This is a genomic window from Streptomyces sp. NPDC013157 (assembly GCF_042899865.1).
Taxonomy (GTDB): domain Bacteria; phylum Actinomycetota; class Actinomycetes; order Streptomycetales; family Streptomycetaceae; genus Streptomyces.
This window is the reverse complement of record NZ_JBIBAK010000004.1, coordinates 205294-221331: the sequence shown is the minus strand read 5'-3', so window position 1 is coordinate 221331 and position 16038 is coordinate 205294. Positions and strand designations below refer to the sequence as shown.

General features: G+C 71.5%; 13 protein-coding genes. 5 read left to right on the top strand and 8 right to left on the bottom strand.

All coding sequences use genetic code 11. From position 1 onward, the window contains the following. Positions 1-57: 57 nt before the first annotated feature. Positions 58-1878 (top strand): hypothetical protein, encoded by a 1821-nt coding sequence (locus ACFY6U_RS14300; RefSeq protein WP_390037992.1) that lies wholly within the window; start codon positions 58-60, stop codon positions 1876-1878. A 66-nt stretch (positions 1879-1944) separates the two neighbouring features. Here ACFY6U_RS14300 and ACFY6U_RS14295 read toward each other — a convergent pair whose 3' ends face one another. Continuing rightward, entirely contained in the window at positions 1945-2301 is a 357-nt protein-coding gene (locus ACFY6U_RS14295; protein WP_030951236.1) for an iron-sulfur cluster assembly accessory protein, read from the bottom strand. Between the two features lie 323 nt (positions 2302-2624). Here ACFY6U_RS14295 and nadA point away from each other — a divergent pair, with 323 nt between their 5' ends. Next, a complete protein-coding gene (gene nadA, locus ACFY6U_RS14290; protein WP_390037990.1) occupies positions 2625-3809 on the top strand; it encodes a quinolinate synthase NadA in 1185 nt (394 codons plus the stop codon). Between the two features lie 16 nt (positions 3810-3825). Here nadA and ACFY6U_RS14285 read toward each other — a convergent pair whose 3' ends face one another. From ACFY6U_RS14285 to ACFY6U_RS14260, 6 genes are all read right to left on the bottom strand, one after another. Next, entirely contained in the window at positions 3826-6090 is a 2265-nt protein-coding gene (locus ACFY6U_RS14285) for a protein kinase (RefSeq protein WP_390037988.1), read from the bottom strand. 167 nt (positions 6091-6257) lie between these two features. Next, positions 6258-9371 carry an efflux RND transporter permease subunit gene (locus tag ACFY6U_RS14280; protein ID WP_390037986.1) on the bottom strand — a complete coding sequence of 1038 codons (3114 nt, stop codon included), beginning with the start codon at positions 9369-9371 and terminating at the stop codon, positions 6258-6260. 171 nt (positions 9372-9542) lie between these two features. After that, complete coding sequence (locus ACFY6U_RS14275; protein ID WP_390037984.1) at positions 9543-10226, bottom strand: response regulator; 684 nt, start codon at positions 10224-10226, stop codon at positions 9543-9545. Beyond that, a complete protein-coding gene (locus ACFY6U_RS14270; protein ID WP_390037982.1) occupies positions 10223-11491 on the bottom strand; it encodes a sensor histidine kinase in 1269 nt (422 codons plus the stop codon). The genes ACFY6U_RS14275 and ACFY6U_RS14270 overlap by 4 nt, the downstream gene beginning before the upstream one ends. Positions 11492-11682: 191 nt before the next feature. Continuing rightward, complete coding sequence (locus ACFY6U_RS14265; RefSeq protein WP_390038645.1) at positions 11683-11961, bottom strand: hypothetical protein; 279 nt, start codon at positions 11959-11961, stop codon at positions 11683-11685. Between the two features lie 28 nt (positions 11962-11989). Further along, complete coding sequence (locus ACFY6U_RS14260; RefSeq protein WP_390037981.1) at positions 11990-12781, bottom strand: PspA/IM30 family protein; 792 nt, start codon at positions 12779-12781, stop codon at positions 11990-11992. A gap of 201 nt (positions 12782-12982) precedes the next feature. Here ACFY6U_RS14260 and ACFY6U_RS14255 point away from each other — a divergent pair, with 201 nt between their 5' ends. The 3 genes from ACFY6U_RS14255 (at position 12983) to ACFY6U_RS14245 (ending at position 15598) form a co-directional block, all read left to right on the top strand. After that, positions 12983-13657 carry a DUF3043 domain-containing protein gene (locus tag ACFY6U_RS14255; RefSeq protein WP_390037979.1) on the top strand — a complete coding sequence of 225 codons (675 nt, stop codon included), beginning with the start codon at positions 12983-12985 and terminating at the stop codon, positions 13655-13657. 83 nt (positions 13658-13740) lie between these two features. After that, positions 13741-14442, top strand: coding sequence for a class I SAM-dependent methyltransferase (locus ACFY6U_RS14250; protein WP_390037977.1), 702 nt, complete (start codon positions 13741-13743; stop codon positions 14440-14442). Positions 14443-14518: 76 nt separating this feature from the next. Next, the gene (locus tag ACFY6U_RS14245; protein WP_390037975.1) at positions 14519-15598 is read left to right on the top strand and encodes a S1C family serine protease; all 1080 of its coding nucleotides are present in this window, start codon (positions 14519-14521) and stop codon (positions 15596-15598) included. 50 nt (positions 15599-15648) lie between these two features. On the opposite strand, the gene ACFY6U_RS14240 is transcribed toward ACFY6U_RS14245, so the two are convergent. Then, positions 15649-15861, bottom strand: a complete 213-nt coding sequence (locus ACFY6U_RS14240) for a hypothetical protein (protein WP_093503930.1) — start codon at positions 15859-15861, stop codon at positions 15649-15651. Positions 15862-16038: the final 177 nt, after the last annotated feature.

Sequence of the window (16038 nt, the reverse complement as noted above, 5' to 3'; positions counted from 1 at the left end):
CCCATCGCCGTCCCCCGTGAAGGGGAGGCGGGATACGACACGGCAAGGAGCGATGCGGTGAAGAGCGAGCGACCCGAGAACGACGACGACGCGGCCGCGGGCAGCACCGGGGAGCCCCCCGAGGCCCGGCGGGCCACGGAGTCGCCGAAGGCTGCCGAGGCCGGGGTGGCCGCCGACGCCGATACCGACGCCGGTACCGAAGCGCAGGCCACCGCGGAGTCCGCCGAGGGCGCCGTAGAGGAGGTTCCGGAGCCCGAGGAAGCCCCCGAGCCGGACGTGCCCCCGGCCGCCGAGACGGCCCCGGCCGCCGAGACCGTCGCCGAGCCCGCGGAGCCCCCCGCCGAGCCGGAAGCGGCGGTGCTTCCCGATGCCCCCGACGCTCCTGAGGCTCACGGGACGCCCGAGGCCGAAGCCGGTACCGAAGCCGGTACCGAGGCCGGTCCCGAGACCGACGACCTCGCTCCCCGCCGCCGCTCCCCCGCCCTCGTCATCGCCTCCGTGGCCGCCGCCGTCCTCCTGGTCGGCGGAGGTGGTGCCTACCTCGCCGCGAACACGGGCTCCGGCTCCGGTACGACCACCGGCGCCTCCGGCGGTTCCACTCCCCCGCCCCTCGCTCTGGACGGCTACTCCTCCGGCGGCAACGGCATCGCCCCGGGCGAGCCCAATCCCTACGGCGTGACGTACAAGGCGAGCGGAACGCTCCCCGTCGGCCCCGGCTCGGCCACCGTGTACCAGCCTTCCGGCGAGGTCTCCAAGGACCGGGTCGCCGCGCTGGCGAAGGCGCTCGGGATCGAGGGGAACCCGGTGGCCGAGGGCCAGGTCTGGAAGGTGGGCACCGACAACGACGGCTCGGGCGGGAGTCTCCAGGTGAACCGGGCCGCCCCCGGCATCTGGACGTACAGCCGCTACGCCCCGGGCACCGACAACTGCAAGAGCGGCCTGGTGTGCGGGCAGGACCCGGTGGCGCCGGCCGGTGACCCGGTGAGCGCCGGCGACGCCGAGAAGGCGGCGGCCCCGGTACTGAAGGCGCTCGGCCAGGACGCCGCGAAGCTCGACGCGAGCCAGGTCATGGGCGCCCAGCGGGTGGTGAACGCCGATCCGGTGGTCGGCGGGCTGCCGACGTACGGCTGGACGACCGGGCTGACCGTGAGCAAGCAGGGCGAGGTGGTCGGCGGCAACGGGATGCTCGCGGCGCCGGCCAAGGGCGACACGTATCCGGTGCTGGGCGCCGCGAAGACGCTGGAGCTGATGAACGCGGCGCCGCGCTCCGACCACCGGATGGGCATCGGCGGCTGCGCCAGTTCCGTACCGCTGAAGGACCGGCTGGAGCAGCCGTGCACCGCGTCGACGCCGTCCGCGTCGTCCGCCGCGATCGAGAAGGCGGTGTTCGGGCTCGCCGCGCAGTCCGTCGCCGGGCGGCAGGCGCTGGTGCCGTCCTGGCTGTTCAAGGTGCGGGGGGCGGCGGACTCGTACACCGTGACCTATCCGGCGGTGGACCCGAAGTACCTGGCCTCCTCCTCGACGCCGGCGCCCTCGGCAAGTGCGAGTGCAAGTTCGAGTGCGAGCGCGAGCGCCTCTGCGGGGAGCACGAAGGACGTGAAGGTGGACGGGTACACGACCGACGACCGCGAGCTGGTCGTCGCGTTCACCGGCGGGGTGTGCGCCGACTACAAGGTGACGGCGGAGGAGAGCCCGGAGCAGGTGGTGGTGAAGGTGACCGCGACGCCCTGGCCGGACAAGATCTGCGTGATGATCGCCAAGCAGTACCACCAGGCGGTGCGCCTGGCCGCGCCGCTGGACGGCCGGAAGGTGGTCGGCACGGACGGCAGGGCCGTCCCGAAGGAGAAGGCGACGACGCTGAGCCCGCAGCTGGGCTGAGCGCAGACACGAAGGCGGCGGCCCCTCATCGCGAGGGACCGCCGCCTTCCTGTTGTGCCCTTCGGCTCAGCTGAAGGAGTCGCCGCAGGCGCAGGAGCCGGTCGCGTTCGGGTTGTCGATCGTGAAGCCCTGCTTCTCGATGGTGTCGACGAAGTCGATCGACGCGCCGCCCAGGTACGGGGCGCTCATGCGGTCGGTGACGACCTTGACGCCGCCGAAGTCCTTGACGACGTCGCCGTCGAGGGAACGCTCGTCGAAGAAGAGCTGGTAGCGCAGGCCGGAGCAGCCACCGGGCTGGACGGCGACGCGCAGGGCGAGGTCGTCACGGCCTTCCTGGTCGAGCAGGGCCTTGACCTTGGCCGCGGCGGCGTCGCTCAGGATGATGCCGTCGGTGGCGGTGCTGGTCTCGTCCGATACGGACATCTACATCTCTCCCGGGTTGTACGGAGACTGCTTGCCGACGAGTGCAACCGGCGGGTCGGCTGATTCATTCCGGGCCGGCATGCGCGTTCTCGCGTTTTTCCTACCTCTTCATGCTCGCACATGCCCGCAGTGACGCACAGCAGTCGCGGTGGTCACCCACGGCGACCTGCACACAAGGCGACCACCCGGCGTCCACCCGGTGGCCACCCTCCCCTTCGGCGCCGGGATTGATGTCACATCGACGCTATGGCCATCGTCAAAGTGACGTGAAGCAGTTATGATAGATAGCGTCAGAACGACGAAAAGTAGAAAGGGTGCGTGTCGTGACCACCGCCCAGACCACGGAGCTCGACGTACAGCCGAGTCCGCTCGCCCTGCTGCTGCTCGGCCGTGAGGCCGACCCGAAGAGCGAGCGGGGTGTCGAGTGTCCCGGCGACCTGCCCTCGCCGTCCGACCCGGACCTGGTCGCGCGTGCCCGCGCGGCCAAGGAGAAGCTCGGCGACAAGGTCTTCGTGCTCGGCCACCACTACCAGCGCGACGAGGTCATCCAGTTCGCCGACGTCACGGGCGACTCCTTCAAGCTGGCCCGGGACGCCGCCGCCCGCCCGGAGGCCGAGTACATCGTGTTCTGCGGTGTGCACTTCATGGCCGAGTCCGCCGACATCCTGACCTCGGACGACCAGAAGGTGGTTCTCCCCGACCTCGCGGCCGGCTGCTCCATGGCCGACATGGCCACGGCCGAGCAGGTCGCCGAGTGCTGGGACGTGCTGACCGAGGCCGGGACAGCCGAGCAGGTGGTCCCCGTCTCGTACATGAACTCGTCCGCGGACATCAAGGCGTTCACGGGCAAGCACGGCGGCACCATCTGCACCTCGTCCAACGCGCAGCGCGCGCTGGAGTGGGCCTTCGAGCAGGGCGAGAAGGTGCTGTTCCTGCCCGACCAGCACCTGGGGCGCAACACCGCCGTCCGGGACCTGGGCATGTCCCTGGACGACTGCGTGGTCTACAACCCGCACAAGCCGAACGGCGGCCTCACGACCGACCAGTTGCGCGACGCGAAGATGATCCTGTGGCGCGGCCACTGCTCGGTGCACGGCCGTTTCTCGCTGGACTCGGTCAACGACGTGCGCGAGCGCATCCCGGGCGTCAACGTGCTGGTCCACCCGGAGTGCCGGCACGAGGTCGTGGCCGCCGCCGACTACGTCGGCTCGACGGAGTACATCATCAAGGCCCTCGAGGCCGCCCCGGCCGGCTCCAAGTGGGCGATCGGCACCGAACTGAACCTGGTCCGCCGTCTCGCGAACCGCTTCGCCCCCGAGGGCAAGGAGATCGTCTTCCTCGACAAGACGGTCTGCTTCTGCTCCACCATGAACCGCATCGACCTCCCCCACCTGGTCTGGACCCTGGAGTCGCTGGCCGAGGGCAACCTGGTCAACCGGATCGAGGTCGACCAGGAGACCGAGGCGTTCGCCAAGCTGGCCCTGGAGCGGATGCTGGCGCTGCCGTAGCCGTACGGCCCGTGCGTCACCCCGAGCCGGACTTCCGCTCGGGGTGCGCCGGGTCGAGGCTGAAGAGCGTGCCGTTGGGGGTCATGACGGTCACCACGCCTCCGTAGAGGAGCGCCTTGGGATCGGACGCGTCGCCCGTCGAGGCCGTGCCGACCCGAGGGGACGTCTCCCAGAGGAGGGTGCCCTTGCGGGTGTCCAGGGCTGCCACCCGGCCGCTGGGACTGGCCAGGTAGAGGGTGTGGGTGCGGGAGTCGTACGTCGGGGAACCGGAGTTCTCCACGCTGGTGCGGGTGTGCCAGAGTTCCTTGCCGGTCAGCGGGGAGACCGCCGCCACCTCGCCGTTCGCGCCCGTGATCCACAGGGTGTCCGAGGCGAGCGTCACCGAGCCCTCGTAGGTCTTCGCGAGCTTCGTCGTCGTCCGACCGCCGGTCGTCGGGTCCGTCAGGAGGATCTTGGCGAACCTGGAGTCCTGCAGGGACGTCGAGCCGCTCTCCTCGTCGGCCAGGACCATGGCCGGATGGCCGTCGACGATGCCGAGGAAGCCGCTCTCGAAGGGGATCTGCCGACGCGCGAGGACCGTTCCGGCCGCGCGGTCCAGCTGCAGGAGCGAGGAGTACCTGGCGTTCTGCTCGGTGGGGAAGCACTGCGCGTACACGTCGGTTCCGGCCGGCAGGAACGTGCAGTAGGTGCGGGCCGGAAGTGTCATGGCCCAGCGGGCCCTGCCCGTGCGCGGGGAACGGGCCGTCACCGTCCGCCCGTCGCTCTCTGCGGTGAGCACCACGTCACCGGCCATGATCAGGTCGACGTTCTCGTCGTTGACCTTGCGGATCCACAGTTGCGAGCCGCTCGTCGCGTCGAGGGCGACGATGAAGGTCGGGTTGGTCTCGGCACCGTCCTCGGTGAGGGTCTCCCGGACGAGGACCGTGCCGTCGTACACCCCGAGGACCCAGGAGTCGTACCGGCTGGGATCGTCGCCCGGCGCCGCGAGCGCGGCACGCCAGAGGGTCCTGCCGGTCCGGCCGTCCAGCCGGACCGGCAGGACGCCGTGGCCTCCGCAGTAGACGCCGTCGCCCTGGCCCAGGCAGTCCGACTGGCCTTCCGCCGGCGTGCCGAGCGCCTTGGCCTCGCCCCGGTCCGCCGGCTTGTACACCGTCGTCTGCCAGGGCTGCCAGCCGGTGGGGACCGCGGCCCAGCGGGAGGCCGCGGAGGAGTTCGCCGTCCGGGGGTCGTCCGCGAAACCCGGTCCGAACCGGATGTACCACAGCAGCCCCAGGGTCAGCGCGCCCACCGTGCCGACCGCCGCCCAGAGGGTACGGCGGCTCCGGATCCGGCGGCGGCCGGATCCGGTGCCGGTCGTGCGGTCGAGGTCGGCCCCCGGACCGGGCGTCGCGTCGGCCGGCACGGCTCCGGCGTCGAGGGGCCGGGCCCACGGCAGCCGCAGGGTCATCGTCTCCGGTTCGCCGGGGTCCGGCTCCGGCAGGGCCGCCGCGAACTCCCGGGAGAGGTCGTCGAGTTCGGGCCGGTCAGCGGGGTCCTTGGCCAGGCAGCGCTCCAGGACCGCGCGCAGCGGGCCGGTGACGCCGTCCAGCACGGGTTCGTTGTGGACCACCCGGTAGCCGGTCAGGTAGGGACTGTCGGCGTCGAAGGGGCCGCGTCCGGTGACGCAGTAGACCAGCAGCGCGCCGAGCGAGAAGACGTCGGAGGCGGGACCGACCGTACGCGCGTCGGTGAACTGCTCCGGGGACATGAACGGCGGGGTGCCGACCATCTGCCCGGTCTCGGTGAGGGTGTTGTGGTTCTCGGCCGCGCGGGAGATGCCGAAGTCGATGACGCGCGGGCCGTCGTCGGCCATCAGGACATTGGCCGGCTTCAGGTCGCGGTGCACCATCCCGGCCCGGTGGATGTCCCGCAGCGCCTCCACCAGGCCGAGGGCCAGCGGGCGCAACTCGGCGACACGGAGGGCGCCATGGGCGCGGATGCGGGCGGCGAGGGACTGGCCGGGTACGTACTGGGTGGCCATCCAGGGTGCCCGGGCGTCCGGATCGGCGTCCAGGACGGGGGCGGTGAAGGCACCGCTGACCCGGCGGGCGGCCTCGATCTCCTGCCGGAACCGGGCGCGGAAGACGGGGTCCTCGGCGTACTGGGCGTGTACCACCTTGACCGCGACCTCGCGCCCGGAACGCGACCGGCCCCGGTAGACGATGCCCATGCCGCCGGCCCCCAGCCGGTCGACCAGCTTGTAGCCGCCCAGGGACCGTGGATCGTCCTTGTGCAGCGGCATACGTCGATTCCCCTTCCACGACCGGCAGTTCGCGGCGCCAGCATACGGAACGCCGGTGGCGGACGATCGGTGGCCGGGTTGGCGGCCGAGGCCCGGGGCCGGTGGCCGGGCGTCCAGGGTCGGCCGCCGGTTCCCGGGGGTGGGTCGGGAACCGGCGGCCGGGGCCGTCACACGGCCGCGGGCTCCGGTTCCTCGGTCGCCGGGGTGGAATCCGCGGGCGGCAGGCCCTTCTTCGCGGCCCGCTTCCCGGCCCGGCGCTCCTTGCGGAGTTCGACCATCGCGTACAGCGTCGGCACGAGCAGCAGCGTGAGCAGGGTGGAGGTGATCAGACCGCCGATCACGACCACCGCCAGCGGCTGGGCGATGAAGCCGCCCTCGCCGGTGACGCCCAGCGCCATCGGGAGGAGGGCGAAGATCGTCGCCAGGGCCGTCATGAGGATCGGGCGCAGCCGGTGCCGGCCGCCCTCGATCACGGCCTCGACGACGCCGTATCCCTGCCCGCGGTACTGGTTGACGAGGTCGATCAGCACGATCGCGTTGGTCACCACGATGCCGATCAGCATCAGCATGCCGATCATCGCGGGGACGCCCATCGGGGTGCCGGTGACGACCAGCAGGCCGAGCGCGCCGGTCGCCGCGAACGGGATGGAGACCAGCAGGATGAGCGGCTGGACCAGGGACCGGAAGGTCGCGACCAGCAGCATGAAGACGATCGCGATCGCCGCGAGCATCGCCAGGCCCAGGTTCTTGAACGCGCTGTCCTGGTCCGAGGTGACCCCGCCGATCGAGGCCGTCGCGCCCGCCGGGAGCTTCAACGCCTTGATCTTGGACTGGAGTTGGGTGCTGACCGCGCCGGTGTTGTCGCCGGTGGGCTTCGCGCTGATGGTCGCGGCGCGCTGGCCGTCGATCCGGGTCATCGACACCGGGGCGTCCACCAGCTTCACGGTGGCGATGTCGCCGAGCTTCACCGGGCCCAGCTTGAGCGCCCGCAACTGGGCGAGGGTCTCGGCGGGCTTGGCGGACTTGACGACGACGTCCCGCTCGGTGTCGTCGAGGGTCGCCTTCGCGGCCGTGGTGCCCTTCACCGCCTGGGTGACGGCGGCGCCCAGCGTCTGGTCGTCGAACCCGGCGGCCGCGGCCCTGGAGTTGGCCTTCACGGAGATGCGCGGCACGCTCTGCGCCAGGTCGCTGGTGACGTCGGTGACGTCGTCCAGCCCCGCGACCGCGGACCGGACCTGCTCGGAGGCCTTGCGCAGCACGTCACCGTCGGCCGCCTTCACGACGACGCTCAGGTCCTGGCTGCCGAAGCCGTCACCGGCCGACACCGTCGTGGTGCCGATGCCGGACAGCTTGTGCAGGCCGTCCTCGATGGCGCTCTGCACCCGGTCGTACGACTTCGCGTCGTCCAGCATCACCGAGTACGACGCCTGGTTGGTGTCGGTGCCGCCGCCGAAGGCCGCCATGAAGCCGGACGAGCCGACCGTGACCTGGTAGTCCTTGACGCCGTCGATGGAGCCGAGCAGCTTCTCGACCTTCCTCGCCTGGGCGTCGGTCGCGGCCAGGCTGGTGCCGGGCTTCAGCTCCTGCTTGACGGTGAGGACCTCCTGGTCGCCCTGGTCGAAGAAGTTGGTCTTCAGCAGCCCGGACATGCCGAACGTGACGACCAGGACCACGATCGCGATCAGCACGCTGGTGAGACGGCGCCGGGTCGCGAAGCGCAGGACGGGGACGTAGAGGCGCTGGAGGCGGCTGTCCGCCTCCTTCTCCTCGGCCTTGCGGCGGGCCTCCTCGGCGTCCTCGGGGGTGCTCTTCGGGGCGCGCAGGAACCAGTAGGACAGGACGGGCACGACCGTCAGGGAGACCAGGAGGGACGCCAGCAGGGCCGCGGTGACCGTGAGGCTGAAGGGGCCGAACAGCTGGCCCACCATGCCGCCGACCAGGCCGATCGGCAGGAAGACGGCGACCGTGGTGAGGGTGGAGGAGGTGACCGCGCCGGCCACCTCGCGGACCGCGCCGAGGATGGCGGACCTGCGCTCCTCGCCGTAGCCGAGGTGGCGCTTGATGTTCTCCAGGACCACGATCGAGTCGTCGACGACCCGGCCGATGGCGATGGTGAGCGCGCCGAGGGTGAGCATGTTGAGGGAGAGGCCGCGGGTCCACAGCACGATCAGCGTGAGAACCACCGACAGCGGGATGGACACGGCCGTCACCAGGGTCGAGCGGACCGAGGCCAGGAAGACCAGGATGACCAGGACCGCGAAGAGCAGACCGAGGGCGCCCTCGGTGGTCAGGCCCTTGATGGACTTGGAGACCGCCGGGCCCTGGTCGCTGACGACGGTGAGGGTGGCGCCGGAGCCGAGGTCCTGACGCAGCTTCGGCAGCTTGTCCTTGACCGCGTTCGAGATGGAGACCGCGCTGCCGTCGTGGTCCATGGTGACGTTGACGGCGAGGCTGGGACGGCCGTCGGTGCGGGTGATGGAGTCGGCCGGGGCCTCCTGCTCCTTCACCGTGGCCATGTCGCCGAGGCGCACGGGCTTCTTCACGCCCTGCCCGGTGACCATCAGGTCCCTGATCTGCTGCAGCGAGGTGAGACCGCCGCCGACCTGGACGGTGCGGTTGGCGCCGTCCTCGTCGAAGGAGCCCGCCGGGACGGTCGCGCCTGCCGCCTGGAGCGACTGGGCGAGGGCGGCGGAGGTGAGACCCGCCTTCGCCAGCTCCGCGTCGTCGGGGGTGACGTCGACCTGGAGGTCCCGGACGCCGGTGACCTGGACGCGGCCGACGCCGTCGATGTTCTTCAGGTCCGGCACGACCGTCTTGTCGAGCTGGTCGGCGAGGGCCTGCTGGTCCTTGCCGGAGCTGACGGCGAGCACCACGGTCGGCATGTCGTCCGTGGAGCCGGAGATGACCTGCGGGTCGACGTCGTCCGGGAGCTGGGCGCGGTTGACGGCCAGCTGGACGTCGGCCACCAGCTGCTTGGTGTCGTTGCCGTAGTCGAAGGACGCCATGATCACGGCGTTGCCCTCGCTCGCGGTGGAGGTGACGCCGGTGACTCCGTCGACGCCTTCGAGGTTGTTCTCGATCGGCTCGACGACCTGCTTCTCGACGACGTCGGGCGCCGCTCCCTGGTACGGGGCGATGACCGACACCATGGGCAGGGAGATGGTCGGCAGCAGCTGCTGCTTGATCTGGGGGATGGCGATCGCCCCGAAGACGAGCGCGATCAGGGAGATGAGGCCTATCAGGGCCCGCTGCGCGAGGCTGAATCTGGACAGCCAGGACATGGGTCAGGGTCTCTTTTCGGTGAGCTGCAGTGAGCTGCTGTGAGAAGCGGACGGGGCACCTGTGAGTGCCCACCGCACCACCCTCACCCATCGAAGACCCTGCTCACGTAGGCCCTGGGTGCCGTTCCCTTATCCGGCTCCTACTCCGCCCGCAGTACGCCCGGGTGGAGATCAGTCCATCCTCGGGCGGACCAGCCCCGACTCGTACGCGATCACCACGAGCTGGGCCCGGTCCCGCGCGCCCAGCTTGGCCATGGCCCGGTTGACGTGCGTCTTCACGGTCAGCGGGCTGACCTCGAGGCGTTCGGCGATCTCGTCGTTGGAGTGCCCGCCGGCGACCTGGACCAGGACCTCGCGCTCGCGTGAGGTGAGCGCGTCGAGGCGCTCGCTGCGGGCCGGGTCGCGACCGTCGTCGCCGAGGTCGCCCTGGGCGAGGAAGCGGGCGATCAGCCCCTTGGTCGCCGTCGGGGAGAGCAGCGCGTCGCCGCCGGCGGCGACGCGGATGGCGCTGAGGAGTTCCTCGGGTTCGCTGCCCTTGCCGAGAAAGCCGGACGCGCCCGCGCGCAGCGCCTGGACCACGTAGTCGTCCACCTCGAAGGTCGTGAGGATCACGACGCGGACGTGCGCGAGGGAGGGATCGGCGCTGATCAGCCGGGTGGCGGCCAGTCCGTCCGTGCCGGGCATCCGGATGTCCATCAGGACGACGTCGGCCGCCCGCTCCCGGGTCAGTGCCACCGCCTCGGCGCCGTCGGAGGCCTCGCCGACCACCTCCATGTCGGACTCGGAGTCGACGAGCACCCGGAACGCGCTGCGCAGCAGTGCCTGGTCGTCGGCGAGCAGGACACGGATCGTCATACGGAATCCCCCAGGGCGGCCGTACGGTTCCTGGTACGGCCGTTTGTACGGTCGCTCGTACGGTCGTCGGTGTCGGTCGTGACCGGCAGGATCGCATGGACGCGGAAACCGCCGCCGTAGCGGGGGCCGGTGGTGAGGGTGCCGCGCAGGGCGGTGACGCGCTCCCGCATGCCGAGCAGGCCGTGGCCGCCGCCCTCCTCTGGGGCGGTGTCCTCGCCGGAGCCGTTGTCGAGGACGGTGACCTCGATGTGCGGTCCGACCCGTACGACGCTGACCTCGGCCTTGGCGTCGGGTCCGGCGTGCTTCTGCACGTTGGTCAGGGCCTCCTGGATGATCCGGTAGGCGGCCAGGTCGACGGCGGCCGGCAGGGTGGTGCCCTGGTCGGCGCGGGCGACCTCGACCTGGAGGCCGGCGTTGCGGAAGGTGTCGGCGAGCTCGTCGAGGACGTGCAGGCCGGGGGCGGGTTCGGTGGGCGCCTCGGGGTCGCCGGACTGGCGGAGCAGGCCGACGGTGGCGCGCAGTTCGTTCAGCGCGGAGCGGCTGGCCTCGCGGACGTGGCCGAGCGCTTCCTTGGCCTGGTCGGGCCGCTTGTCCATGACGTGCGCGGCGACTCCCGCCTGCACGTTGACCAGGGCGATGTGGTGGGCGACGACGTCGTGCAGGTCACGGGCGATGCGCAGCCGCTCCTCGGCGACCCGGCGGCGGGCCTCCTCCTCACGGGTCCGCTCGGCGCGTTCGGCACGCTCGCGGATGGCCTGGACGACCGCGCGCCGGCTGCGGACGGCGTCCCCGGCGGTGGCGCCGATACCGGTCCAGGCGAAGATCGCGAGGTTCTCCTGGGCGTACCACGGCAGGGGGCCCGCGACCATCGCGGCGGTGGTCAGCACGGTCATGGTGAGCAGGCCGGCCCGCAGGGTGGTGCGGCGGTCGGTGGTGGCGGCGACGGTGAACAGGGCGACCACGGCCGCCATCGCGACGGGGGCGCGGGGGTCGCCGGTGACGCACTCCACGACGGAGGCGGCGCCGGTGACGGCCAGGACCGTCTTCGGGGCGTACCGGCGGAAGACCAGGGCCGCGGCGGCGAGCGTCATCAGCAGCAGGCTGAGGGGATCCGGGGTGCGGATGCCCCAGGCGACGCCGTGCGCGCTGTGCGGCACCGCGAAAGAGCTGACGACCATGCAGACGAGGGCGCCCGCGGCGATGACCGCGTCCACGGCGAGTGGGTGGGCGCCGGCTCTGCAGCGGGCTCTTTCGAAGGTGCTCACCTTGTGAACAGTACGGCTGGTTCGTGCGGGCCGGAACTGTCGGTTCGGCCCGCTGCGGCACCCTCCCCGGGGGCTGCCGCCCCCGGACCCCCGCTTCGGCCTGAACGGCCTCGTCCTCAAACGCCGGACGGGCTGGAAGGGGTGTTCACCGGCCTTCGTCCTCACGCGCCGGTCGAACTGTTTCCCCACCGTCAGCCCGGAATCAGACCGTCGTCCCGCAGCAGTGCCCTGACCCCCTCCAGGGTCGCGTCCGGGGACGGGAGGATCAGGTCCGAGGGTTCCAGGGCGTCGTCCGGGAGCGGAGTGCCCAGTTCCCGGACCTTGTCCAGGAGGGCGGTCAGGGTGCGGCGGAAGGCTGCCTCGTCGCCGGACTCGGTCTCCGCGAGGAGCTCGTCGTCCAGCTTGTTCAGTTCGGTGAGGTGGCTGTCGGCCAGCCTCACCTGGCCCTCCCCCATGATCCTCACGACCATGTCGGCCATGTCGCCCTCCAGGCGTCGGCTACTGCTTGTCGAAGCGCGGGGTGTCCTGCGGCTGCTGCGACTGCCGGCCCTGGCCGGTGCCGCCCTCGATCGCCTGCTGGGGCGATCCTCCGGCGAGCTCGGCCTTCATGCGCTGCAGCTCCAGCTCCACATCCGTACCACCGGAGAGGCGGTCCAGCTCGGCGGCGATGTCGTCCTTGGCCGTGCCGGTCGGGTCGTCCAGGGCGCCGGAGGCGAGGAGCTCGTCGATGGCGCCGGCGCGGGCCTGCAGCTGCTGCGTCTTGTCCTCGGCGCGCTGGATGGCGAGGCCGACGTCGCCCATCTCCTCGGAGATGCCGGTGAAGGCCTCACCGATGCGGGTCTGGGCCTGGGCGGCGGTGTAGGTGGCCTTGATGGTCTCCTTCTTGGTGCGGAAGGCGTCCACCTTGGCCTGGAGGCGCTGGGCCGCGAGGGTGAGCTTCTCCTCCTCGCCCTGGAGGGTGGCGTGCTGCGTCTCCAGGTCGGTGACCTGCTGCTGGAGGGCAGCGCGGCGGGAGAGCGCCTCGCGGGCGAGGTCCTCGCGGCCGAGCGCGAGCGCCTTGCGGCCCTGGTCCTCCAGCTTGGTGGACTGCTGCTGGAGCTGGTTCAGCTGGAGCTCGAGCCGCTTGCGGCTGGTCGCCACGTCGGCGACGCCGCGGCGGACCTTCTGCAGCAGTTCGAGCTGCTTCTGGTACGAGTAGTCGAGGGTCTCGCGCGGGTCCTCGGCCCTGTCCAGGGCCTTGTTCGCCTTCGCGCGGAAGATCATCCCCATACGCTTCATGACACCGCTCATGGGCTTCGCGCGCCCCCTTCTGACGGACTCCAGCTCACAGATCCTGCGACAGAACCCACAGTACGGGCCCTGCCTCCATTACCGCACTGTTCGGGGACCGATGCGCTCATCCCCAAGGACGACTACCGACAGCTCCGCTCCGGCACAGGTAGGAGAGGGTCCCCCTGAGCGAAGCGCCTGCAACGTCCCCTCTGTCCCCCCATGGAGACGACTGGCGTTGCGGGATCGTTCCCCGCCGGACTAGGGCCCACACCCCGTGACCCCGTACCCTTGGGTTTTGTGTTCCGTAGCCGTGCCAAGGATGAGAAGGCCCCCGCCGACAAGGCGGTCGTGACCGACTCCAAGCAGACCCGTGACCCGCAGGCCCCCAAGGGCAGGCCCACGCCCAAGCGCAGTGAGGCCCAGACCCAGCGGCGCAGCGTGGCCAACACGCCGACGACGCGCAAGGACGCCGCCAAGCGTCAGCGCGACGACCGGCGCGCCGCCATGGAGCGGCAGCGCCAGGCGCTGGCCACCGGCGACGAGCGGTACCTGCCGGCCCGTGACAAGGGCCCGGTCCGCAGGTTCGCCCGTGACTGGGTCGACTCGCGTTTCAACGTGGCGGAGTTCTTCCTGCCGCTGGCCGTGGTCATCCTGGTCATGAGCGTGGTCAACAACACGGCGATCAAGAACATCGCGCTGCTGCTGTGGCTGGTCGTGATCGTGCTGATCGTGCTCGACGCGGTGATCAGCGGGCTGCGGCTGCGGGGGCGCCTCGCCGAGCGCTTCCCCGACCAGAACAAGAAGGGCGCCGTCGCGTACGCCCTGATGCGCTCCCTGCAGATGCGCCGGCTCCGGCTGCCCAAGCCGCAGGTCAAGCGCGGAGAGCGGCCCTGAGCGCGGAGCCTTTCTCCGGGGGTGCGGCAGCAGCCTGGCTGAACAAGCTGGGCGGGCTGCGTGATGTCGTACGGCAGCAGCTGGTGGCCCGTCAGCTCGACGAGCAGATAGCCGGGCGGTTCCCGGTCGGGCAGCGGCTGCGGGTGCTCGACGTGGGGATGGGCCAGGGCACGCAGGCGCTGCGGCTGGCCCGGGCCGGGCACCAGGTGACCGGTGTGGAGCGGGAGCCGACGATGGTCGCGGCCGCGCGGGCGGCGCTGGCCGCCGAGCCGGAGGGCATCCGCGAGCGGGTGCGGATCGTCCAGGGGGAAGGGCGGGACACCGGCGTCCACTTCCTGCCGGGCAGCTTCGACGTGGTGCTCTGCCACGGGGTACTGATGTACGTCGCGGAGCCGGACGCGCTGCTCGCCGGGCTGGCCCGGATGCTGGCCCCGGGCGGGCTGCTGTCGCTGCTGGTGCGCAACGCCGACGCGCTGGCCATGCGGCCGGGGCTGAGCGGTGACTGGGCGGGTGCCCTGGAGTCCTTCGACACCGTCTCCTACCGCAATCGCCTCGGCCTGGACGTCCGGGCCGACCGGCTGAGCGCCCTCACCGGCGCCCTCGCCGGCATCGGCGCGCCGTTGCAGTGCTGGTACGGCGTGCGGGTGTTCACGGACACCGCCGCGGACGACGCCGATGCGCCGGCCGACCTGGAGACGCTGCTCGCGGTGGAGGAGCGGGCCGGGCGGACGGATCCGTACCGGTCGGTCGCGGCGCTGCTGCACCTGTGCGGGGTCCGCGGCTGACCGCCCCTCACCCGGTGCCGCTCGTTCGGGCCAGCAGCGCGAGCCGGAGCGTCACCGCCGCGGCGAGACTCGGGGCATGGACGCTTCCCCCGCCCGCCGGACCCTGCGTACGGCCGCCGTGCTCGGTTCCTGCTGCCTCGCCCTCGTCTCCGGATGCTCCCCTTTCGACGACGACGCGGCCGTGGACGCCTCGGCCGCCCGGGCCGCGCAGGCGGCGGCCGTCCCGCTGGCGGCGAGGGACCTGCAGAACCAGTACCAGAAGGTGATCAGGGAGGTCCTGCCCTCGGTCGTGCAGATCCAGGCCAGCAACGACCTGGGCTCGGGCGTGGTCTACGACGGCGACGGGCACATCGTCACCAACGCGCACGTCGTGGGGAACGAGAAGAGGTTCAAGGTGACGACCGCCAGCACCGAGGAACCGCTGACCGCGACGCTGGTGTACTCCTACCCCCAGCAGGACCTGGCGGTGATCAGGCTCGACAAGATCCCGGAAGGGCTGAAGGCGGCCACCTTCGGGGACACCGAGAAGGTACAGGTCGGGCAGATCACGCTGGCCATGGGATCGCCGCTCGGGCTGTCGTCCAGCGTGACCGAGGGCATCGTGTCGGCGACCGGACGGACCGTCAGCGAGAACCCCGCGGGCGGCGGTACGGGCGCCACCATCCCCAACATGGTGCAGACCTCGGCGGCCATCAACCCCGGCAACAGCGGCGGCGCCCTGGTCAACCTGGACGGCCAGGTCATCGGCATCCCCACGCTCGCCGCGAGCGACCCCGACCTCGGCGGCAGCGCGGCGCCCGGGATCGGGTTCGCCATCCCGGGGTCGATGGTGACGACGGTCGCCGACCAGATCATCAAGCAGGGGAAGGTCACCGACTCGGGGCGGGCCGCGCTGGGCATCGCCGGGCGCACGGTCGTCGACGTGAACTACCAGCCGGCCGGGGTGGCCGTGGTGACCGTGAAGCACGGCGACGCGGCCGACAGGGCGGGCATCCGGCCCGGGGACATCGTCACCAAGGTGGGTTCCGACGACATCACCACCATCACCTCACTGGCCGAGTCGCTCGCCTCAGAACGGCCGGGGGAGAAGACGACGGTGACCTACAGCCGGGACGGCGTCAGCAGGACGGTGGACGTGACGCTGGGCGAGCAGTGACCCGGTGACCGGCGGGGCGGCCGGCGAGGGCCGCCCCGGACCGGTACGTCTCAGGACTCGTCCGCGTGCAGACTCATCGGGCCGTAGATCTCGGTGGCGTCCTCGAAGAGCCGCACCTGGTCGGCGCCGCCGGCCAGCAGTGCCTTCCACTGCTCGCCGATCCACGACTCGGCGTCGCCCTGCGTGGTGAACTCCTCGGGCTCCACCGCGGGCTGGACCTCCGTCCCGTCGGCCTTCTCGAACCGCCATGTCCATGCCGCCATGTAGGCCTCCTTTGATCCAACCGGTGCATCGTATAAGGGCGCCGCCGAAAACTCCGCTGGTTGTGGGGCATGTGCGGGGCCGGTGGGGGCTGGTCGCGCCCACGCGGCGGCAGCCGCACGTCGAATACAGCCGCGCACCCCCTTGGGGGCGCGCCCTACTGGACGCCGCTGAAGCGA

Excerpts from the sequence above, each read along its gene's own strand:
- ACFY6U_RS14240 (WP_093503930.1), bottom strand. The coding sequence starts at position 15,861 with ATGGCGGCATGGACATGGCGGTTCGAGAAGGCCGACGGGACGGAGGTC.
- ACFY6U_RS14275 (WP_390037984.1), bottom strand. The coding sequence starts at position 10,226 with ATGACGATCCGTGTCCTGCTCGCCGACGACCAGGCACTGCTGCGCAGC.
- ACFY6U_RS14260 (WP_390037981.1), bottom strand. The coding sequence starts at position 12,781 with ATGAGCGGTGTCATGAAGCGTATGGGGATGATCTTCCGCGCGAAGGCG.
- ACFY6U_RS14280 (WP_390037986.1), bottom strand. The coding sequence starts at position 9,371 with ATGTCCTGGCTGTCCAGATTCAGCCTCGCGCAGCGGGCCCTGATAGGC.
- ACFY6U_RS14245 (WP_390037975.1), top strand. The coding sequence starts at position 14,519 with ATGGACGCTTCCCCCGCCCGCCGGACCCTGCGTACGGCCGCCGTGCTC.
- ACFY6U_RS14295 (WP_030951236.1), bottom strand. The coding sequence starts at position 2,301 with ATGTCCGTATCGGACGAGACCAGCACCGCCACCGACGGCATCATCCTG.
- ACFY6U_RS14255 (WP_390037979.1), top strand. The coding sequence starts at position 12,983 with ATGGAGACGACTGGCGTTGCGGGATCGTTCCCCGCCGGACTAGGGCCC.
- ACFY6U_RS14265 (WP_390038645.1), bottom strand. The coding sequence starts at position 11,961 with ATGGTCGTGAGGATCATGGGGGAGGGCCAGGTGAGGCTGGCCGACAGC.
- ACFY6U_RS14285 (WP_390037988.1), bottom strand. The coding sequence starts at position 6,090 with ATGCCGCTGCACAAGGACGATCCACGGTCCCTGGGCGGCTACAAGCTG.